Genomic DNA, 21,496 nt, shown 5'->3' with positions numbered 1-21,496 from the left:
GAGGTGGAGGGATGGGTCAGATCAGGCCGCGATAGGAACCGCCGTCGAGCTGCAGGTTCTGGCCCGAGATGTAGCCGGCCTGCACGCTGCACAGGAAGGCGCAGGTGTCGCCGAATTCCTCGGGCTTGCCCAGGCGTTTGGCCGCAATGGTCTCGGCGATCACCGCCATCGCCTCGTCGCGGCCGATGCCGCGTTCCTTCATCATGCGATCGGCCATCTCCACCTGACGGTGGGTGCCGAAGCGTTCGGGCAGCAGGTTGTTGATGGTGACGTTGTCGACCGCGACGTCCAGCGCGAGCGAACGGGTCAGCGCCGTCAGTGCGGTGCGCGGCGCGGTCGACAAGGCCATCGTCGGCGTCGGCGACTTCACGCGCGCCGAGGTGATGTTGACGATGCGGCCGAACCTGCGCGCGCGCATGCCGGGCAGGAGCGCCTTGATCATGAACATCGGCGCATAGAAGTTGGCCTCCATCGCGCCTTCCCAGTCCTCGCGCTCGAAGCCGAGGAAGGGCCCGGGCTCGGGCCCGGCATTGTTGTTGACCAGGATGCTCGCGCCGGTGCCCGCGGCGGCCAGCACGCTGCGGCCGGCCTCGGTGTTGAGGTCGGCGCGCACCGGCTTGACGGTGGCGCCGGTGGCGCTACGGATCTCGTCGGCGGCGGCCTGCAGGCGGTCGGCATCGCGGCCATTGATGAGCACGGCGCAACCCTCACGCGCCAGCGACATCGCGCAGGCCTTGCCGAGGCCGTCGGACGAGGCGCAGACCACGGCCGTGCGGCCCTCCAGCCCGAGCTTCATGCCTTCGGTCCCGGGGCGCCGACCACCGCGCGCAGGTGGTCGACGGCTTCCGAGCGCGTGCCCATCCAGACGTCGGGCGCATTCTTCGCCAGCCGGATGATCTTTTCGTAGGCCGCCATCGCGAGCGGCCGGCCCGAGACGTGCGCATGGATCGCGGGGTCGATGCGCGCCGCGCCGGTCTCGTGGTTGCGCGCGCAGTCGAGCCAGTCCTCGAACAGCGCGACCATGTCGCGCGGCGAGTTGCCGTAGCGCATGTAATGCGGCAGGTCGTTCACCTCGGTGTTGTTCGGGAAGGCGACGATGGAACGGTCGCCATAGCGCATCACGTAGGGCAGGTCGTCGTTCAGCGTGTCGCCGTGCCAGTCGTAGCCGGCCTCCAGCAGCATGCGCGGCGTGCGCAGGCCGGGCGTGCTGCGCGGGCTGATCCAGCCGCGCGGGCGGCGGCCCATCGCCTTCTCCAGCAGCGCGGTGGTGCGTTCGATGTTGGCGCGCTCCTCGGCTTCGTCGAGGTACACCGGGATCACGTCCATGGTGTAGGAATGCGCGACCACGTCATGGCCGGCGTCGGCCATGCGGCGGATCACCTGCGGATAGTGTTCGGCCAGGATGCCGCTGACGTTGAAGGTGGCGCGCACCTGGTTGCGCTCCAGCACGTCGAGGATGCGGAAGATGCCGCGCCGGTGCCCGTACTCGGCCCAGCTCATCGCGTTGAGATCGGGAAAGCCCTGGCGCAGCGGGTTGCCCATCGGTCCGATGCCGGGCCACTTGCCATCGGACCACCATTCGAACGAAACGCGCGGGAACACCGCGATCCGCTTGCCGCCGGGCCAGCGGAAATCGGCCGGAGTCTGGATCTCCGTGGCGCCGGCGTGAATGTCCAGGGAATGCTGCATCGGGCTGTCTCCAAGAATTTGCGTGGGCTGCAAGATAATCGATATTATTTTTATGGTCAACGGTAAATCGATTTTATTTCCAGAGTCGCAATGACAGAATCCCGGCAACCCGCAGGGAACCCAGGCCTCATGAACAACCCATCCGAACCCCCGAGCAGCGCGGCGGGCACGCTGTCTTCCGTGGCGTATGAACGCCTGCGCCAGGAGATCATTCACGCGTTGCTGCTGCCGGGCCGCAAGCTCCACATCGCACAGCTCTGCGCGCGCTACGACATCGGCCTGAGCCCGATGCGCGAGGCGCTGCACCGGCTGGCGCGCGACGGTCTCGTGAGCCACAGCGACCAGCGCGGCTTCCACGTCACGCCGGTCAGCGAGGCGCATCTCGACGAACTCACGAAGACCCGCGGTTGGCTCGACGAGCTGGCGCTGCGGCAGTCGATCGCGCACGGCGACCGCGCGTGGGAAGAGCACGTGCTGCTGTCCTACCACCGGCTCTCGCGCCTGCACCGCGTGGCGCCGGGCGGTGCCGAGCCGCAGATCAACGCGCCATGGGAAGACGCGCACCGCGCCTTTCATGCGAGCCTGCTGGCCGCCTGCGGTTCGAGCTGGCTGCTCGGCTACTGCGGACAGCTCTTCGATGCGGCGGACCGCTACCGCCACCTGAGCCGGCTGTCGAACGCGCGCGAGGTGGTGCGCGTGCGCGACGAGCACAAGGCGCTGATGGAAGCGGCGATCGAGCGCAAGACCGAGGAGGCGGTGCAACTGCTGCTCGACCATCTGGCGAGCACGGCGAAGCTGGTGCGTGACAGTTTGCAGGCTGCTTCGGACAAGGCTGCCGGGTCGGGGCATGAGCCGGGGGGGCGTGCTGCTGGGTCGTCGCGACGGGCGGTGCGGCGCGCAGTCGCTGATCCCTCTCTTGCTCCCTCTTCCTCCGGGAGAGGGCGGGGGTGAGGGCACCGGGCCTTTGCTCTGTGCGTTGCGCTTGATGTGAGGCCGTCGGCCGGGAATTCGCCCCGGCGGGCGAGTCACTTTCTTTTGCTTCGCCAAAAGAAAGTAACCAAAGAAAAGGCGACCCCACTGCGCGCGACCCTCCGCTTCGCTACGGGCAACCTGCGGTGCTCGCTTTTCGCGGGGTCCGCGCAAACTCGCTTCGCTCAAACAGTGCGCGGCCCTGATCCGCGAAAAGCTGCGCTCCTCGGCGCGCGCAGAGGGGATGGAATTCAACGCGCCATGGCGCGTATTTGTGTTTCTCGGGCCGTCGCTTCGCTCGGCCTTTGAACAGCCGACTGCGGTCGAGTATCGAGGCCGCTAATTGCTAATTACAACTCGTCGATCATCGGAGTCAACGGCCGATGATCATCTCGACCCGATCCATCCACGCAATCTCCGCACTCGCACCGCCCCACACAAGGACGCGCCAAGGCGCGTTGACCCTCATCCCCTCTGCGCGTGCCGAGGAGCGCAGCTTCAGGCGGATCAGGGCCGCGCGTGTTTGAGCGAAGCGAGTTTGCGCGGACCCCGCCTGAAGCGAGCACCGCAGGTTGCCCGCAGCGAAGCGGAGGGACACGCGCAGTGGGGTCGCCTTTTCTTTGCTTACTTTCTTTTGGCGAAGCAAAAGAAAGTAAGTCGCCTGCCGGGGCGAGTCCCGGCCTCAGGACTCAACAAGAAACGCAACATACAAATCAACCGCCCGGCGCCCTCACCCCAACCCTCTCCCGGAGGGAGAGGGAGAAAGACAGAGAGTCGATGATCGTCTTACTCCGCCCCATCGATCCCCAGCCTCACCCAAACAACCCCATCACCGACCGCACCACACTCACCCCCGCCAACGCAATCAGCAGATTCAACACATGCCGCCGAAACTGCGCCTCGGACACACCGGCGAACGAGCGCTGCCCGACCCAGATGCCGACCAGCATCGCCGGCGCCAGCCACAGCGCCCACGTCAACGTGCCGACACCCAGCAGCCCACCGGCCATGTGCGCACCCGAAGGCATGAGCGCCGCGCTCACGAGCGACACCACGTCGGTGAACAGGAACAGCGCGATCAGCGTCGCACGCAAGGTGGCCGGCGCCATCTGCGCCGTGCTCAGCAGCACCGCGAGCGCGATGCCGCCGATCGCGGCCACGCCGTTGATGAAGCCCGACACCATGCCGGCCGCGAGGCGCACCGCGCGCGTCGGCTGCAGGCTCGCGCCGTGGCCGCTGCGCAGCAGGATGGCGGCCGCCATCAGCAGCGCGCCGATCAAGAGGCGCAGCGGTGTTTCCGGCAGCCAGGCCAGCAGCGCCACGCCGAGCGGAATGCACAGCAGGTTGCCGAGGGCGAGCCAGCCGAGCCAGGGCATGTCGATGTCGCGCGCGATGCCGCGCAGCTGGCTCAGGCTGGCCAGCACCTCGAGCATGAAGATCGCCGGCACCACCAGCGCCGGCGAGATCACGACCGAGATGCCCGCCACCGTGATGGCCGAGAAGCCGAAGCCGGCGAAGCCGCGCACGATGCCGGCCGCGAACACCACGCCGAGGCTGTAGACGAGCAGGGCTGGCGCCAGCGGTGGCGTCAGCAGCTCGGGGGTCATTCGAACAGCGGCAGCAGCTTGAGGCGCTGCACCTTTCCGGAGGGCCCGCGCGGCAGGTCGGTGACGAAGCGGAAGTGGCCCGGCGTCTTGTAGCGGCCGAGCGCCGTGTCGCAGAAGGCGCGCAGTTCGTCCTCGGTGCAGGCCTGGCCTTCGCGCAGCACGATGCACACGCCGATCTCCTGGCCGTAGTGCGGATGCGGCACGCCGACCGAGGCGGCTTCCAGCACCGCGGGATGCTGCAGCAGCGCCTCGTCGATCTCGCGCGGCGCGATGTTCTCGCCGCCCTTGATGATCAGTTCCTTGATGCGGCCGGTGACGAAGAAGAAGCCGTCGGCGTCGCGGTGCCCGAGGTCGCCGGTGCGCAGCCAGCCGTCGGGCGTGAAGCTCGCGCGCGTCGCTTCCTCGTTCTTGTAGTAGCCGAGCATCACATTGGGGCCGCGGATCGCCAGCTCGCCCGTCGTGCCGTCGGACACTTCGGCCAGCGCCGCATCGATCACGCGCGCCTCGCAGCCCGAGGCGCGGCCCACCGAGCCGAGCTTGCGCGCGGCCGGGGCGAGCGGATTCGAGAAGGCGGGCGCCGCGGTCTCGGTCAGGCCCATGGTCTCGACGATGCCGATGCCGAACAATTGCTCGAATGCGCGATGGTGCTCGGGCGGCAGCGCGGCCGAGGCGGAGCGGCACAAGCGGATGCGCGCCGTCTGCGCCGCCGGCGGCCGCTCGCCTTCGAGCAGGTAGGAGATCATGGTCGGCACCACGTTGATCCAGGTGCACTGCGTGTGCGCGGCCTGTTCCCAGAAGCGGCCGGCCGAGAACCTCGGCGCCATCGCGAGGCTGCCGCCCTGCACGAGCGGCGCCAGCATGGTCACGGCGAAGGCATTGATGTGATAGAGCGGCAGCACGGCCAGCACGCGGTCGGCGGCGCCGAGTTCGTGCTCGGCACTGATGGCCTGCGCATTGGCCGCGAGGTTGCGCTGGCTCAGCATCACGCCCTTGGGCATGCCGGTGGTGCCGGAGGTGTACATCAGCAGCGCGAGGTCGCCGGGCGCGGGCGGCGATGCATCGGCGAGCGCAGGCACTTGCGCCTCGCCCGGCAGTGCGGCCGCATCGGGGTCGACCACGATCACGTCCACCGCGCGGTCGAGCCCGGCCAGCATGCCGCGCACGCGCTCTTCCCATTCGGGTGCGACGCAGACCACGCGGCAATCGGAATGCGCGAGCACGTAGCGCATCTGCTCGGGCTGCGACAGCAGGTTGACCGGGTTCACGCACAGTCCGCCGTGCATCGCGCCGAGCAGCACGCGCAATGTCTGCAGGCCGTTGGGCATCACCACCGAGACCGTGTCGCCCCGCTGCGCGCCACGGCTGCGCAGCAGCGCCGCGACGCTGCGGCAGCCGCGCGCCAGTTCGCCGTAGCCGAGCTGCCGATCGTCCTGCGTGGCGACCGCATAGGTCGCCTGCGGCCGCGCGGCCGCCTGCCGCTCGATCAGCTCATGGACGGTGGCAGGCGCCTGCCTCACGCCGCACCATGCTGCGCGAAGAACGCGCCGAAGATCTCCTCCTCGCCCGGCATCTGCTCCGGGATCGGCCGCGACACGCGCGTGATGTTGAGGTAGTGGCGGTAGTTCATGTTGTCGGAGAAGTTGTTCTTGCCCCAGGTGCCGCAACCCATCGACAGCGAGAACGGCAGCCCGTTGTCGAAGCTGCCGCCGGTGGCGATGCAGTGCGCCTGGTCGACGATCACGCGCGACACCGGCAGCGTCAGGCCCAGCGTCAGCGCGCGTTCCGGCTTCGCGCTGTGCAGTCCCACCGAATGGCCCGCGCCCTCGTAGGCGTAGATGCGTGCGACGATCGATGCCGCGTCCTCGAAGTCGCGCGCCGCATAGATCGCGAGCACCGGGCTGAGCTTCTCGCCGGAGTAGGGATGTTCATGGCCCACGCCGTCCTCGGCCACCATCAGGATGCGCGGCTTGCGCGCGGCGATCGCGCGCCAGGCCTCGCGTCCGGCCGCATCCTGTTCGGCCGCGCGTTCGGCGATCTGCGTGGCCGACTTGCCGATCACCGCGGGCGACAGCTTGCCTTCGGGCCACATCAGCGCCTGCAGCGCGGCCTTCTGCGGGCCGTCGAGCATGACCGCACCGCGCGCCTCGAGCGCGGCGATCAGCGCGGGCCGGGCCGCATCGACCACCACCAGGCTGTTCTCCGACGAGCAGCTGGTCGCGTTGTCGAAGGTCTTGGAGCGCACGATGCGATCGGCCGCCAGCGCCGGGTCGGCCGTCTCGTCCACGATGCCGGCCACGTTGCCCGCGCCGACGCCGAAGGCCGGCGTGCCGCTGGCGTAGGCCGCGCGCACGTTGGCCTGGGAGCCGGTCGCCACCACCAGGTCGCACAGGCGCATCAGCTCGGCGGTGGATTGCTTGTTGACCGGCGAGGGCAAGAGCTGCACCAGGTCGCGCGGTGCGCCGATGCGGTCGAACTGCGCGTGGATGAATTCGATCAGGCGTGCCGCCGTGGACCAGCCCTTGGGCGAGGGCGCGACGATCACCGCGTTGCGGCCCTTGAGCGCATTGATGATCTTGTTGGCCGGCGTCGCGCCCGGGTTGGTCGAGGGCGTGATGGCGCACACCACGCCGACCGGCCGCGCGATCTCGATGATGCCGCGCGCGGGGTGATCGGCGATCACGCCGACCGAGCGCGCACCCTTCAGGTCGCGCAGCAGGCCGAAGGTCTTGCGGTAGTTCTTGGCGACCTTGTCCTCGACGTTGCCGACGCCGGTGTCGGCCACCGCCAGCTCGGCCAGCTCGCGGTTGCGCGTCGGCTCGATGATGGCCCAGCCGGCGGCCGTGACCGCCATGTCGACCTGTTCCTGCGACCAGGTTTCATAGATGCGTTGCGCCGCACGCGCGCGCGCGACGAGTTCGGCGATCGGGCCTGCAGGAGAAGGTGTTGAAGTTTCCATGGTCGTCATAGTTAGGGGACTCTCTAGTCGGGAAACACCGCGGAACCGGCTCCGCCGGGCCGCCGGTGTTGCCCCCGGTAGGGGGTTGGCGAAGCGACACGAAGTGCGCGCAGCCTGGGGGCGAGCGTGATTCACCACGAAGTGCGCGCAGCCTGGGGGCGAGCTCTAGTCCACTTTGATGTTGGCTTCTTTGGTGAGCTTGGCCCAGCCGGCGAGTTCCTTCGTCACGACCTTGCCGAGCTGCTCGGGCGTACCGCCGACGCCTTCGGCGCCCTGGGCCAGCAGCTTCTCCTGCACCGCGGGCTCGTGCACCACGGTGTTCATCACCTTGTTGAGCTTGTCGATGATCGCGCGCGGCGTCTTGGCCGGCACGAACATCGCGTACCAGGAGTCGACCTCGAAGTCGGGGATGCCCGCTTCCTGCATGGTCGGCACGTCGGGGAAGGCCGCGCTGCGCTTCTTGGTCGATACCGCGAAGGCCTTGAGCCTGCCGGACTTCACGAACGATGCGGCAGCCGGGATCGACACCCACAGCAGCGGCACCTGGCCGCCCATCACGTCGGTCACGGCGGGGCCGCCGCCGCGGTAGGGCACGTGCGTCATCTGCGTGCCGGTGCGCAGCTTGAACATCTCGCCCGCGAGATGGCCGGGCGAGCCGTTGCCCACCGAGGCGAAGGAGAGGCTGCCCGGCTTGGCCTTGGCCAGCGCGATCAGCTCGGCCACGTTGTGCGGCGGGAAGTCGGTGTTCGACACCAGGATCTGCGGCAGCGAAGCCACCATCACCACCGGCGCGAAGTCCTTCTCGGTGTCGAAAGGCAGCTTCGGATAGATGTTGGGATTGATCGTGTGCGAGGACAGCGTGAAGAGCACGGTGTAGCCGTCGGGCGCCGACTTGGCCACGATGTCGGTGCCGATCGAGCCGGCCGCGCCGCCGCGGTTGTCGATCACGAAAGGTTGCCCCAGCAGCGCCGCGCTGCGTTCCTGGATGATGCGCGCGATCACGTCGGTGCCGCCGCCGGGCGGATACGGAACGATCAGCCGGATCGGTTTGGTGGGATAGTCGCCGGCGCCCTCGGCCTGTGCGGCGAAGGGCATCGCCATGGCGGACGTCGCCGCGCAGGCCAGCAGCACGGCACGCAGCCACGGTGCAAATCGATTCATTCCAGTCTCCTTCTCTTGGTGGTGGGCGTCGGCAGACGCGTCGCGAGCACCGGTTCGCACCGGTAGCCCAGCGTGATGCTGGCATCGCGTGCGCAGGCCATGACCTGTTCGGCGAGCCCGCGGGCCTGGGTGCGCGTGAAGCGGATCGAGGGCACGCTCATGCCGAGTGCCGCGACCGCTTCTCCGCGCGCGTTGAAAACCGGCGTCCCGAGGCCGCAGACGCCGAGGCGCCATTCTTCGCGATTCTCGGCATAGCCGCGCGCGCGGGTGCGCTCGAGCTCGGCCTGCAAGGCGCCGAAGTCGACGATGCTGTGGGGCGTGTGTGCGATCAGCCTGCTGCCGAGGCGCTCGTGCAGCGCCGCCGCGTCCAGCCCGGCGGCCGCGAGCAGCGCCTTGCCCGAGGCCACGCAGTAGGCCGCCGCCCGGCCGCCGATGCGCGAGTACGCAGCCACCGGCAGCGGGCTGTCGAACTTGTCGAGGTAGACGATCTCCGCGCCGTCGAGCGTCGCGAGATGGATGGTTTCGCCGGTGGCGCGTGCCAGCGCCGCCAGATGCGGCCGCAGCAGCCCGGTGATGTCGGCGACCTCGGCCACCAGCGCGCCGAGCTCGAACAGGCGCAGGCTCGGCCGGTAGGTGCTGGTGGCTGCATCCTGTGTCGCCCAGCCGCACTCGACCAGCGTCTGCAGCGTGCGATGCGCATTGCTGCGCCCCAGGCCGAAGGCCTGGGCCAGGTCGGTCACGCGGCAATCGCGCTGCTGACGGGCCATCCATTCGATCACGGTGAGGCCCTTGGCGAGGGTGGAGTCCATGGAATCCTGTGCTTCGGCTGTCCTGAATAATAGAACTCTGTCCGAAGATTTGGAACAACTCTAGGCCGCGCGGAGGATGCTGTCAACCCGGGGCAGGCGAGCCGGCGGCGGGCGGGCCGTCAACGCCGGTGTTGTCCGGCGATGAGTTCGGTGATCTCGCGGAAGATCGTGTTGCCGGTGGAAGCCGCGAGGTCGAGCACGTGGCTGCGGCTGTAGTACGGGCTCAGGTCGAGCCCGACGCCGACGCCTGCGATCGCCACGCCGCCGGCCTGCTCGCGTCGCGCGACGACGTCCTTGAGATGGTGATCGAGATAGTGCGCGTCGTTCGCAAGGTTGGTCGCGCTGTCCATCGGCGAGCCGTCGGAGATCACCAGGAGCAGCCGGCGTTCCTCGGTGCGTGCGAGCAGGCGGGCGCAGGCCCAGTCCACCGCTTCGCCGTCGAGCCCCTCGCGAAACAGGTCGGCCTTGAGCAGCGCCGCGATGGCCGGCCGCGCGCGCCGCCACGGCGTGTCGGCATCCTTGAACACGATGTGGCAGCGCTCGTTGAGGCGGCCCGGGTGCGCGGGCTTGCCGGCGCGCCGCCAGGCGCGCTGCGCGCGGCCGCCGTTCCAGGCGCCGGTGGTGAAGCCCAGGATCTCGCTCGCCACGCCCGCCTGTTCGAGCGCGCGTGCCATCACGTCGACCAGCATCGCGACCGATTCGGCATGCTCCTTCATCGAGCCGGAGCAGTCGATCAGGAAGCTCAGCACGCAGTCGGCTGCCGGCTCCTGGCGCTCGGTGCGGAACAGGCGCCGTTCGGTCGGCGAGGCGACCAGTTGGGCGAGTCGCCGGCCGTCGATGTGGCCTTCTTCCTGGCCGCCGTCCCAGCCGTCGCGCGCGGGCTCGGCGAGCAGTGCGCGCAGCGTGCGCGCCAGGCGCGCGACGTTCACGCCCTGCGCGGCGACGCGCCGGTCGAGCTTGTCCCGCAATTCCGCCAGCAGATCCCGGCGCACCAGCGATGCGGCTGCGTGCTCGCGGTCGTAGGCCTCGGTGAAGATCCGGTAGGCGCCGTCGGCATCGTCGAGCACCGCGCTGCGGCCCGAGACCGCGGTCGTGAAGCGCTCGATGATCTCCTGGTCCATGTCGGCGACGAGGCTGAAGACGCTGCGCTTGTTGTCCGAATCGGCATCGTCGTGCGCATCCTCGGCCTCGTCGTGGGCCGCGTGCAGCATGCCCGCGACGGTGTGCGCGATCGACAGCGCATGGACCGCATACGCGGCCTGGTCGAAGCGCGCGCGGCGCAGTGCGGCCAGTGCGTGGCCGATCAGCGGCGAGAGCGCGAAGCGCGTGGCCTCCAGCATGTCCTCGGTTTCTTCCACCACCTGCTGGCCGTTGACGCGCGCGCGGCAGATCTGCGCTACCGCATAGAGCAGCAGCCCGCGTGCGCTGTCGGTCATGCCGGCGTGATGGAAGCCCAGCGACCACTGTTCGTGCCGGTGCCGCAGGTTGCGCTGCATGCCGGGCAGATCCTGCGGCGCCAGCGCCTCGACGCGGAACTGCTCCAGCATTTCGAACACCATGCGCGCCACCGGCTCTTCGGGGCGCAGGCGTGCATGCAGGTCCGCGTCGGAGGCGGTGAGGCGCAGCGCGAGCCCGTCGGCCGCGCCGCGGAAGGAGGCGAAGTCATCGGTGTCGGGCGAGGGATGCAGGTGCGGCGCGAACCAGGGCAGCGGGGTGCGGCCACGGTGCAGGCGCTGGCCGCGGAAGTGCAGGTCGGCCTCGCCGCTGAAGGCGCGCACGACACCGGCGCACAACTCTGCGACCTGCTCTTCCTGCCGAACGCGGCGCTGCGCCTCGGTCATGGCGCGCTCAGCCTTGCGGGCTCGTCAGCTGGTGCGACTCCTTCAACTCGAGGTCGAAGCAGCGCTGGAAGTATTCGGCCACCAGCGGCCGTTCGGCGTCGTCGCACTTGTTGACGAAGGACAGGCGGAACGCGAGCGCCGGGTCGCGGAAGATCTCGATGTTCTCGGCCCAGGTGATGACGGTGCGCGGCGACATCAGCGTCGACAGGTCGCCGGCCGCGAAGCCGCGGCGCGTGAGATCGGCCACCGCGACCATCGACCGGACCAGCGCGCGGCCGGCGTCGTCAGCGAGCGAGGGCACGCGGGCCTGCACGATCGCCACTTCCTCGTCGCGCGGCAGGTAGTTCAGCGAGGCGACGATGTTCCAGCGGTCGATCTGCGCATGGTTGAGCCGCTGCGCGCCGTGGTAGAGCCCGTTGAGGTTGCCCAGACCCACCGTGTTGGCGGTCGCGAACAGGCGGAAGAAAGGATGCGGCGTCAGCACCTTGTTCTGGTCCATCAGCGTGAACTTGCCGTCGCGCTCGAGGATGCGCTGGATCACGAACATCACGTCGGGCCGGCCGGCGTCGTACTCGTCGAAGATCAGCGCCACGGGGCGCTGCAGCGCCCAGGGCACGATGCCTTCCTGGAACTCGGTCACCTGCTGGCCGTCGCGCAGCACGACGGCGTCCTTGCCGACCAGGTCGAGCCGGCTGATGTGGCCATCGAGGTTGAGCCGCACGCAGGGCCAGTTCAGGCGCGCCGCGACCTGTTCGATGTGGGTCGACTTGCCGGTGCCGTGCAGGCCCTGCACCATCACGCGCCGGTCGCGCGTGAAGCCGGCCAGGATGGCGAGCGTGACGTCGGGGTTGAAGCGGTAGACCGCGTCGATCTCGGGCACGTGCTCGTCGCGTTCGCCGAAGGCCGGTACCTTCAGCTCGCTGTCGATGCCGAACACCTCGCGCACGGCAAGCATCCGGTCGGGTTTCAGCGCGGCGGTATCGGTCATTTCATCTCTCCATCGAACGCAGGACACGGGGCCCATTGGCATCGGCATCGATGCGGCTCAGCGCCAGCGCGGCACGCTGCAGCGCGGGCAGCAGCAGCTTCGCCTTCGCGGCGTCGAGCCGCATCACCGGCGCCTGCACCGCGACGCAGAGGTTCGAAGGGCCGTCCGGGGACGGCACCAGCGTCGCGATGCAGAGCAGGCCGGGCAGGAACTCTTCCTGGTCGAGCGCGAAACCGTCCTTGCGCACGCGCTGGACCTCGCGCTCGATCTGCGCCAGATCGGTCAGGGTCTGCGGCGTGTAGGCATCGAGCGGCGCGTTGGCCAGGAGGCGCCTGCGCTGGGCCGGGCTCATCTGCGTCAGGAAGATCTTGCCGCTGGCCGAGCAATGCACCGGCACGCGCGAGCCGGAATGCAGGTAGAAGCGCAGCGGCGCGGCGGTCTCCACGCGGTCCAGGTAGACGACCTCGCTGCCGGAGAGCGAGGTGATGTTGCAGCTCTCGCCCACTTCCTCGACCAGCTGGCGCAGCACCGTGTGCCGCGCGCCGTGCAGGCTGTCGTTGAGCAGCAGGTTCTCGGCCAGCCGCCGCAGCCGCGTGCCGATGCCGTAGTGCCGGCCGTCGCCTTCGCGCTGCAAGAGGCCCGCGGTTTCGAGCTGCTGCAGCATGCGGTGCAGGGTGGGCTTGGGCAGACCGGTGGCTTCGACCAGGTCCTGCAGCGCATGCCGCTGGTCCTTGGCGGCGATGGTTTCGAGCAGCGCGAAGAGCCGCAGCGCGGGCGTGTCGCCGCCCGGTTCCGGCGCTTCGGCTTTCAGACCCTTGACGACTTTCATGGGGTGGATCATAGTTGTTTTTACAAAAAACAAGACGTATCGTCCCATTTTTTGTAATTTGTTGACGACAAGGCTTTGTGCGCCTATATTTCGCCGGTACGAATTCCGGAACCATCGGTTCCAACTTTTGATAGATCCGCGACCACCACCCCTGACCCCAAGGAGACCTCCATGAGCAAGCAACCCCCCGCCGCCGCAGCCCGGGCCGCCGTGACCGGCGTGCAGAAGATGACGCCCTCCGAAGCCTTCGTCGAAACGATGGTCGCCAACGGCGTGACCGACATGTTCGGCATCATGGGCTCGGCCTTCATGGACGCGATGGACATCTTCGCGCCGGCCGGCATCCGCCTGATCCCGGTGGTGCACGAGCAGGGCGGCGCCCACATGGCCGACGGCTATGCGCGCGTCTCCGGCCGCCACGGCGTGGTGATCGGCCAGAACGGCCCCGGCATCAGCAACTGCGTGACGGCCATCGCGGCGGCCTACTGGGCGCACAGCCCGGTGGTGATGATCACGCCCGAGACCGGCACCATGGGCATGGGCCTCGGCGGCTTCCAGGAAGCCAACCAGCTGCCGATGTTCCAGGAGTTCACCAAGTACCAGGGCCACGTCGTCAATCCGAAGCGCATGGCCGAGTTCACCGCGCGCTGCTTCGACCGCGCGATCTCCGAGATGGGCCCGACGCAGCTCAACATCCCGCGCGACTACTTCTACGGCGAGATCACGACCGAGATCCCGAAGCCGATGCGCGTGGAGCGCGGCGCCGGCGGCGAGAAGAGCCTCGATGCCGCGGCCGAGCTGCTGGCCAACGCCAAGTTCCCGGTGATCCTGTCGGGCGGCGGCGTGGTGATGGGCGATGCGGTCGAGGAATGCAAGGCGCTGGCCGAGCGCCTGGGCGCGCCGGTGGCCAATGGCTATCTGCGCAACGACTCGTTCCCGGCCAGCCATCCGCTGTGGGCCGGCCCGCTGGGCTATCAGGGCTCGAAGGCGGCGATGAAGCTGATCTCGCAGGCCGACGTGGTCATCGCGCTCGGTTCGCGCATGGGCCCCTTCGGCACGCTGCCGCAGCACGGCATGGACTACTGGCCGAAGGATGCCAAGATCATCCAGGTCGAAGCCGACCACACCAACCTCGGCCTGGTGAAGAAGATCACCGTCGGCATCCACGGCGATGCCAAGGCCGCCGCGGTCGCGCTGCTCAAGCGCCTCGAAGGCAAGAAACTCGCCTGCGACGCCACTAAGGCCGAGCGCGCCGCCAAGATCAAGGCCGAGAAGGATGCGTGGGAAAAAGAACTCACCGAGTGGACCCATGAGCGCGATCCCTTCAGCCTCGACGCCATCGCCGAAGCCGAAAAGGAAAAGGGCAACTGGCTGCATCCGCGCCAGGTGCTGCGCGAACTCGAGAAGGCGATGCCGCCGCGCGCGATGGTGTCGACCGACATCGGCAACATCAACGCGATCGCCAACAGCTATCTGCGCTTCGACGAGCCGCGCAGCTTCTTCGCACCGATGAGCTTCGGCAATTGCGGCTATGCGCTGCCCACCATCATCGGCGCCAAGTGCGCGGCGCCGGATCGCCCGGCCATCGCCTATGCGGGCGACGGCGCCTGGGGCATGAGCATGGTCGAGATCATGACCGCCGTGCGCCACGACATCCCGGTCACGGCCGTGGTGTTCCACAACCGCCAATGGGGCGCGGAGAAGAAGAACCAGGTCGACTTCTACAACCGCCGCTTCGTCGCCGGTGAACTGGAGAGCGAAAGCTTCTCGGGCATTGCCAAGGCGATGGGTGCCGAGGGCATCGTGGTCGACAAGCTCGAGGACGTGGGTCCGGCGCTCAAGAAGGCCATCGACATGCAGATGAACGAGGGCAAGACCACGGTCATCGAGATCATGTGCACGCGCGAACTGGGCGATCCGTTCCGCCGCGATGCCTTGTCCAAGCCCGTTCGCTTCCTGGACAAGTACAAAGACTATGTCTGACCCGCATCCCCGGCTCGCCGCGCTGGTGCAGCGCGCGCAGCAGGGTGCGAAGGCGACGCGCATCGCGCTGGCATACCCGTGCGATGCGACGGCGATGGACGCAGCTGCGCGCATCGCCGATGCGCGGCTCGCGCAGCCGGTGCTGGTCGGCCCGCGCGAGGCCATCGCGCGGGCCGCGGAGGCAGCGGGTGTCGATGCATCCGGCTTCGAGATCGTCGACACCGGCAGCGCGGCGCCCGATGCTGCGCGGCGCGCGGTCGCGCTGGCACGCGAAGGCGCGGTCGGCGCGCTGATGAAGGGCTCGCTGCATACCGACGAGCTGATGTCGGCCATCGTCGACCGGCACGCCGGCCTGCGCGGCGACACGCGCATCAGCCACGTCTTCCTGTTCGATCTGCCGCGCTATCCCAAGTTGCTCGGCCTGGCGGACTGCGTGGTCAACATCGCGCCGACGCTGGCCACCAAGCGCGACATCCTCGGCAATGCGATCGCATTGCTTCAGAAGATCGGCATCGCACAGCCCAAGGTCGGCATCGTCGCGGCCGTCGAGTCGGTCAACCCCGCCATACCGGCGACCGTCGATGCCCAGGCGCTGGTCGAGATGGCACGGCAGGGCACATGGCCCGGCGCGTGTGTCGAAGGCCCGTTCGGCTTCGACAACGCGATCTCGGCCGAGGCCGCGCGCATCAAGAAGATCGAATCGCAAGTCAGCGGCGACGCCGATCTGCTGCTGATGCCGGACCTCAATGCCGGCAACATGCTCTACAAGAGCTTCGTCTACATCGGCGGCGGCGAATGCGCGGGACTGGTGCTCGGCACGCGCGTGCCGGTGGTGCTGACTTCGCGTGCGGACTCGCTTGTTTCGCGCATTGCGTCGGTAGCGCTGGCAGTGCTCGCGGCGGCTTGACGCTGCACGCGGTCGACGGCTTGCAAGCCCGCATCCGCGGCCGTTGAATGGGACGGCGAGGTCCGCGCATCTGCGGATCCTTTGAGAACTTTCTCCCTGCTTGTAGTCAGAGTCCGGTCCACCTATATTGGCGCCGGATTCGCATGCAATGCAATTGCGCGCTGTCCACAAAAAAACAGGCCACAACAGGGAGCTATCACCTATGAGAAGTCCATCGCGGCTCGCATCGCTGCGAGCATGGGCTGCGCGCGTTCCGCGCAGCATCGATCCGCACACCAGATCCCAACACCATCCGCCTCTTCGACCGCGCCGCAGCGCGCAGGCGGGCAGGTTCATGGAGGTGGTGTGTCGCGCACCAGGCCGTTGCGTTCGAGCAGCCCGAGAAGCGCTGACCCAGCGGGACTTGGGTCGACTCCTGCTTTGCGTCATCGCCGCCGCCGTTCCTGCCTTCGCTTCAGCGCAGTTCCGGCCCGATCTCAATACAACGCCGTTTCGCATCGTCAACAAACTGCGCGGCTTTTGCATCCAGAAATACGAAGACGGATACAAGGGTACGGATGCCATGCTGTTTCGGACCGCGAAGTGCAGCGACACTGATTTTTTTCAGAAGTTCTACTTCTTCGACCACGCCGCAGACACGCCGTATGTTCCTCAATTGGAAGGCAGAAGCGAGCCCGTTCGCGTCCTCGATGCAGGAAGCATCGAGTTCACGCCACGGCAGTGGTACAACTTGAATGCCGATGCCGCACCGGGTTCTTTCGTTTACAACCTCCTTACGGATATTCAGTTTCCTGCCCTTGGAGGTGAGGGTGGAAACGCATACTGGTATCTCACGCGAAAACTGGACACGCAAAACCTGGTCAATACGCAATTCGAGGGACTGATCTTCAATGCGTCCACGCACAATTGCCTGAGTTATCAAGATCACAATCCGGCAATGGGAACTCAGATTGTCTCGGGTACATGCCAGAACGAGGACGTATGGCGGCTCGAGCCGACGACCTACTTCACGCCTTCGTCGCAGCAATAAGGAGGCGCATCGTCATGAAACTCGGATCCCTTTTGAATCGACTGGCCTTCATGGTGATGAGCCTAGTGACTCCGCTCCTGGCGTTGGCGGCACCTGATCTGAACACCACGCCATTCCATATCGTCAACAAGCTCAATGGCCTGTGCGTCCGCATGCAGACGGGTCCTCGCGTTTCGATCTATCGCACCGCGACTTGTAACGATTCGGACACTCTTCAGAAGTTCTATTTTCGTCACGCAGCCGAGGACAAGGCCTATATCCCTCAAGTCGACGGCTCCGCGCCGTTTCGAATCCTCGCAGCGACGGGGTACGACAGTTCACGCAGGCAATGGTTCAATCTCGGTTCCGACAGCGCATGGGGCTCTCCGGTGTGGAGTGATGGGTCTCAAACGAACGTCCCATTTCCCCCTGGCGGGGCGCGCGCGACGTGGACACTGTTGCGGACTGGTGGTACCCAGACACTCGTCAACACCCAGTTCGAAGGGATGATCACGAACGTGTCGACAGGCATGTGCCTGGGTTATCAGGGCGGCAATCCGGTCGCGTTCATTGTTGTGGGAGCGTGCGGGAATCAGGATGTATGGCGGCTCGTGCCGACCTCCTACCCCTCGCCGGTAGCGTCGCCATAGGCGATGTAACGCGGACGCGCCCCGTTCGAATCGCCCTTGACGACAGGGAACTCCGCGCGGAGCAAACCCAGCTCAGCGTGACCGCCCCGGCTTCGGCGCCGCGTCCCTGCAGTGCTGCAGGAAGTCGGTGGTCGCGCGCCCGAGGCGCTTCTCGGTGTGCAGCGCGATCGCCAGCGTGCGCACCGCCCGCGGCAGCCGGGTGCGCAGTTCGACCAGCCGCCCGTCGTCGATGCTCTGCGCCACCGCATGACGCGACAGGCAGCCGAGCCCGCCGCCGGCCGCGACCACCCGCTTGATCGCCTCGGTGCTGCCGAGCTCGAAGCCCACGCGCACGTGCGCGAGGTTGCGGATCAGCCAGGCGTCGGTGACCAGCCGCGTGCCGGAGCCGTGCTCGCGCATGACCCAGGTGACCTCGGCCAGCTGGCGCAGCGTGGCCGTGCTGCCGGCCAGCGGATGGCCGGGCGCGGCGACGACGATGAGTTCGTCGTCGAGCCAGGGCCGCACCGCGAGCCCGGGATGGGTCTGCGGGCCTTCGATGAAACCGACGTCGACGTCGAAGCCGGCCACCGCCTCGATCACCTCGCTGGTGTTGCCGATGCGCAGCTGGACCTGGCTCTGCGGATGGCGCAGCGTCCATTCCGAGATCAGTTCAGGCAGCAGGTATTCGCCGATGGTGAAGCTGGCCGCGACCCGCAGCGGCGCCGCATGTTCCTCGCTGAAGAGGGCCTGCAGCTCGGCCGCCTGCTCGACCAGCGCCTGGGCGCGGGGCAGCAGCGCGCGCCCGTTCTCGTTGAGCTGCAGCCGGCGCCCGATGCGGTCGAACAGCTCGACGCCGAGCGAGCCTTCGAGGTCGGCCAGCGCGGTGCTGGCGGCCGACTGCGAGCGCGCGATGCGGTCGGCCGCGGCGCGCGTGCTGCCGCCACGCGCCGTGGCGACGAACACTTCCAGGTGGCGCAGGTTCAGCCGCAGCCTCGGCGGCGTCCACTGATTCGTTTTGTCGATCATTCTGACCGGTATTCTCCGCTTTTTCCTTTGAGCACTCTTGTCTAAGATCGCGCGAAGACCAGGGCTCTGATCCCTGGCCGGCGTGCCCCACGCACGCGCCAACAAGGGTTGCCCAGTGTTCGATTTTCTTTCGCGCGAGCCCGTGCACGATCCGCTGGCCTCGCCCACGCCGACGGCGGGCACCGAGGTCAAGACCACCACCTGCTACATGTGCGCCTGCCGCTGCGGCATCCGCGTGCACCTGCGCGAGGGCGACAACGGCCCCGAGGTGCGCTACATCGACGGCAATCCCGACCATCCGCTGAACAAGGGCGTGATCTGCGCCAAGGGTTCGTCGGGGATCATGAAGCAGATCTCGCCCGCGCGGCTCACGCAGCCGCTGCTGCGCAAGCCGGGCACCGAGCGCGGCGCCGGCGAGTTCGAGCCCATCAGCTGGGAGCGCGCCTTCGACATGCTCACCGAGCGGCTGGGCAAGCTGCGCGCCACCGATCCGAAGAAGTTCGCGCTCTTCACCGGCCGCGACCAGATGCAGGCGCTCACGGGCCTCTTCGCGCGCCAGTTCGGCACGCCCAACTATGCGGCGCATGGCGGCTTCTGCTCGGTCAACATGGCCGCGGGAATGATCTACACCATCGGCGGCAGCTTCTGGGAATTCGGCGGACCCGACCTCGATCACGCCAAGCTGTTCGTGATGATAGGCACCGCCGAAGACCACCACAGCAACCCGCTGAAGATCGCGCTCAGCAAGTTCAAGCGCCAGGGCGGGCGCTTCATCTCGATCAACCCGGTGCGCACCGGCTACTCGGCCATCGCCGACGAATGGATCCCCATCAAGCCGGGCACCGACGGCGCGCTCTTCATGGCGCTGCTGCACGAGCTGATCGCGAGCGACCTGGTCGACCATGCCTTCCTCAAGCGCTTCACCAACGCGCCGCAGCTGGTGGTGCTCGACGATTGCGAGCGCCAGGGCCTGTTCGCCTTCGACCCCGATCGCGGGCCGCCGGGCGATGGCCGCGAGCCGCACAACAAGCTGATCTGGGACAAGGCCGATGGCACGGTGAAGCCGGCCTATCCCGAAGGCATCGCGGACGGCTGCGATCCCGCGCTCGAAGGCCACTACACGCTGGCCGACGGCACGCGCGTCGCGCCTTCGTTCCAGCTGCTGCGCGACCGCGTCGCCAGCTGCACGCCCGAGTGGGCGCAGGCGATCACCGGCATCCATGCCGATCGCATCCGCAAGCTCGCGCGCGAGATGGGCGAGACCGCGCTGAAGCAGGCCTTCGAGCTGCCGATCCCCTGGACCGATGCCTGGGGCAAGGTGCATCCGACGACGCAGGGGCGCCCGGTCGCCTTCCATGCGATGCGTGGGCTCGCGGCGCACTCCAACGGCTTCCAGACGATCCGTGCGCTGGCGGTGCTGATGAGCGTGCTCGGCACCATCGACGCGCCCGGTGGCTTCCGCCACAAGGCGCCGTACCCGCGCCACATCGTGCCGAACTACCGCGCCTTCAACTCGCCCGAGATGATCCAGCCGAACACGCCGCTCAACGCCGCGCCGCTGGGCTTCCCGGCCAGCCCGGAGGAGCTGGCGATCAATCCCGACGGCTCACCGATCCGCATCGACCATGCGTTCTCGTGGGAGCATCCGCTGTCGGCGCACGGGCTGATGCACAACGTCATCACCAACGCGGTGAAGGGCGATCCCTACCGCATCGACACGCTCCTGATCTTCATGGCCAACATGGCCTGGAACTCGAGCATGAACACCTCGGCGGTGCGCGAGATGCTCAACCGCAAGGACGAGAAGGGCGAACACCTGATCCCCTTCATCGTGGTGTGCGATGCCTTCCAGAGCGAGACCGTGGCCTTCGCCGACCTCGTGCTGCCCGACACCACCTACCTCGAGCGCCACGACGTGATGAGCATGCTCGACCGGCCGATCTCCGAGTTCGACGGGCCGGTCGATTCGGTGCGCATCCCGGTGCTGCCGCCGACAGGGCAGTGCAAGCCGTTCCAGGAAGTGCTGATCGAGCTCGCATCGCGACTCAAGTTTCCGGCCTTCACCACGCCCGAGGGCGGCCGCAAGTTCGCCGACTATCCCGACTTCGTCGTCAATTTCCAGCCCGCACCCGGCATCGGCTTCCTGATGGGCTGGCGCGGCAAGGACGGCACCGAGCACCTGCGCGGCGCGCCCAATCCGAAGCAGTGGGAGGCCTACGCGAAGAACAACTGCGTCTTCCAGTACCACATGCCGGAGACGATGCACTACATGCGCAACTGGAACCGCGAGTACCTGGACTTCGCCAAGGACAAGGGCTGGCGCCAGAAGAACGACGTGGTCCAGCTCGCGCTGTACTCCGACACCTTGCAGAGCTTCCGCCTCGCGGCGCAGGGCAAGAGCGCGGGCCGCCAGCCGCCCGACGAACTGCGCGCGCGCATCGACACCTACTTCGATCCGCTGCCCTTCTGGTATCCGCCGCTCGAGGAAGATGCGACCGATCTCGCCGCCTACCCGCTGAATGCCATCACGCAGCGGCCGATGGCGATGTACCACTCCTGGGATTCGCAGAACGCGTGGCTGCGGCAGATCCACAGCCACAACTACCTGCACGTGAACCCGCTCACCGCCAAGGCGGCCGGCATCGCCGACGGCGGCTGGTGCTGGGTCGAGAGCCAGTGGGGCCAGGTGCGCTGCATGCTGCGCTACAGCGAGGCCGTCGAGCCCGGCACCGTATGGACCTGGAACGCGATCGGCAAGGCCGACGGCGCCTGGCAGCTCGCGCCCGGCGCGGACGAAGCGCGCAAGGGCTTTCTGCTCAACCACCTGATCTCGGAGGAGCTGCCCTTCGACGGGCCGAAGGGCGGCAAGACCATCAGCAACTCGGACCCCGTCACCGGGCAGGCCGGCTGGTACGACGTGCGCGTGCGCATCCGCCCGGCCGAGCCCGAAGAGCCTGCGGAAAGCTATCCGCAGTTCGCCAGCATGCCGGTCGTGCCCGGCGTGCTGGGCAAGGCGGCGAGCGTGTTGACCTACTTTGCGGGACGAAAGAAATGATTCAGTGGCTCAAGGACTTGATGGCGCCTGCCTCGCTC

Annotated in this window: 17 protein-coding genes; 6 read left to right on the top strand and 11 right to left on the bottom strand. The window is 67.8% G+C overall.

Features of this window, described 5'->3' with window-relative positions:
- Positions 1–16: 16 nt before the first annotated feature.
- Entirely contained in the window at positions 17–796 is a 780-nt protein-coding gene (locus E5P2_RS18630) for an SDR family oxidoreductase (protein ID WP_162568582.1), read from the bottom strand.
- Positions 793–1,689 carry a polysaccharide deacetylase family protein gene (locus E5P2_RS18625; protein WP_162568581.1) on the bottom strand — a complete coding sequence of 299 codons (897 nt, stop codon included), beginning with the start codon at positions 1,687–1,689 and terminating at the stop codon, positions 793–795. The genes E5P2_RS18630 and E5P2_RS18625 overlap by 4 nt, the downstream gene beginning before the upstream one ends.
- A 129-nt stretch (positions 1,690–1,818) precedes the next feature.
- Here E5P2_RS18625 and E5P2_RS18620 point away from each other — a divergent pair, with 129 nt between their 5' ends.
- Positions 1,819–2,640, top strand: coding sequence for a GntR family transcriptional regulator (locus E5P2_RS18620; RefSeq protein ID WP_162568580.1), 822 nt, complete (start codon positions 1,819–1,821; stop codon positions 2,638–2,640).
- 830 nt (positions 2,641–3,470) lie between these two features.
- Here E5P2_RS18620 and E5P2_RS18615 read toward each other — a convergent pair.
- The 8 genes from E5P2_RS18615 to E5P2_RS18580 form a co-directional block, all read right to left on the bottom strand.
- Positions 3,471–4,265: a sulfite exporter TauE/SafE family protein gene (locus E5P2_RS18615; protein ID WP_162568579.1), complete on the bottom strand. Its 795-nt coding sequence runs from the start codon at positions 4,263–4,265 to the stop codon at positions 3,471–3,473.
- Positions 4,262–5,782 carry an AMP-binding protein gene (locus E5P2_RS18610; RefSeq protein ID WP_162568578.1) on the bottom strand — a complete coding sequence of 507 codons (1,521 nt, stop codon included), beginning with the start codon at positions 5,780–5,782 and terminating at the stop codon, positions 4,262–4,264. The genes E5P2_RS18615 and E5P2_RS18610 overlap by 4 nt, the downstream gene beginning before the upstream one ends.
- Positions 5,779–7,230, bottom strand: a complete 1,452-nt coding sequence (gene sauS / locus E5P2_RS18605) for an acylating sulfoacetaldehyde dehydrogenase (protein ID WP_162568577.1) — start codon at positions 7,228–7,230, stop codon at positions 5,779–5,781. Before sauS ends, E5P2_RS18610 begins: the two co-directional genes overlap by 4 nt.
- A 156-nt stretch (positions 7,231–7,386) precedes the next feature.
- On the bottom strand, positions 7,387–8,382 hold the full coding sequence (locus E5P2_RS18600; RefSeq protein WP_162568576.1) for a tripartite tricarboxylate transporter substrate binding protein: 996 nt from the start codon (positions 8,380–8,382) through the stop codon (positions 7,387–7,389).
- Positions 8,379–9,191, bottom strand: a complete 813-nt coding sequence (locus E5P2_RS18595) for an IclR family transcriptional regulator (protein WP_162568575.1) — start codon at positions 9,189–9,191, stop codon at positions 8,379–8,381. Before E5P2_RS18595 ends, E5P2_RS18600 begins: the two co-directional genes overlap by 4 nt.
- Positions 9,192–9,310: 119 nt before the next feature.
- Positions 9,311–11,032, bottom strand: coding sequence for a cobaltochelatase CobT-related protein (locus E5P2_RS18590; protein WP_162568574.1), 1,722 nt, complete (start codon positions 11,030–11,032; stop codon positions 9,311–9,313).
- A 7-nt stretch (positions 11,033–11,039) separates the two neighbouring features.
- Positions 11,040–12,020: an AAA family ATPase gene (locus tag E5P2_RS18585; RefSeq protein ID WP_162568573.1), complete on the bottom strand. Its 981-nt coding sequence runs from the start codon at positions 12,018–12,020 to the stop codon at positions 11,040–11,042.
- 1 nt (position 12,021) lies between these two features.
- Positions 12,022–12,861, bottom strand: coding sequence for an IclR family transcriptional regulator (locus tag E5P2_RS18580; protein WP_162568572.1), 840 nt, complete (start codon positions 12,859–12,861; stop codon positions 12,022–12,024).
- Positions 12,862–13,020: 159 nt separating this feature from the next.
- Here E5P2_RS18580 and xsc point away from each other — a divergent pair, with 159 nt between their 5' ends.
- From xsc to E5P2_RS18560, 4 genes are all read left to right on the top strand, one after another.
- A complete protein-coding gene (xsc, locus tag E5P2_RS18575; RefSeq protein WP_162568571.1) occupies positions 13,021–14,832 on the top strand; it encodes a sulfoacetaldehyde acetyltransferase in 1,812 nt (603 codons plus the stop codon).
- Complete coding sequence (locus tag E5P2_RS18570) at positions 14,825–15,739, top strand: bifunctional enoyl-CoA hydratase/phosphate acetyltransferase (RefSeq protein ID WP_162568570.1); 915 nt, start codon at positions 14,825–14,827, stop codon at positions 15,737–15,739. Before xsc ends, E5P2_RS18570 begins: the two co-directional genes overlap by 8 nt.
- A 403-nt stretch (positions 15,740–16,142) precedes the next feature.
- Positions 16,143–16,769, top strand: a complete 627-nt coding sequence (locus E5P2_RS18565) for a hypothetical protein (protein ID WP_232080753.1) — start codon at positions 16,143–16,145, stop codon at positions 16,767–16,769.
- 14 nt (positions 16,770–16,783) lie between these two features.
- Positions 16,784–17,398 (top strand): hypothetical protein, encoded by a 615-nt coding sequence (locus E5P2_RS18560; RefSeq protein WP_162568568.1) that lies wholly within the window; start codon positions 16,784–16,786, stop codon positions 17,396–17,398.
- Between the two features lie 72 nt (positions 17,399–17,470).
- On the opposite strand, the gene E5P2_RS18555 is transcribed toward E5P2_RS18560, so the two are convergent.
- The gene (locus E5P2_RS18555) at positions 17,471–18,403 is read right to left on the bottom strand and encodes a LysR family transcriptional regulator (RefSeq protein ID WP_162568567.1); all 933 of its coding nucleotides are present in this window, start codon (positions 18,401–18,403) and stop codon (positions 17,471–17,473) included.
- Between the two features lie 115 nt (positions 18,404–18,518).
- Here E5P2_RS18555 and E5P2_RS18550 point away from each other — a divergent pair, with 115 nt between their 5' ends.
- On the top strand, positions 18,519–21,458 hold the full coding sequence (locus E5P2_RS18550; protein WP_162568566.1) for a molybdopterin oxidoreductase family protein: 2,940 nt from the start codon (positions 18,519–18,521) through the stop codon (positions 21,456–21,458).
- Positions 21,459–21,496 lie beyond the last annotated feature (38 nt).

The sequence above is a fragment of the Variovorax sp. SRS16 genome, assembly GCF_901827165.1.
Lineage (GTDB): Bacteria > Pseudomonadota > Gammaproteobacteria > Burkholderiales > Burkholderiaceae_C > Variovorax.
The sequence above is the reverse complement of the archived record's forward strand: the minus strand, read 5'-3'. Positions and strand labels throughout refer to the sequence as shown.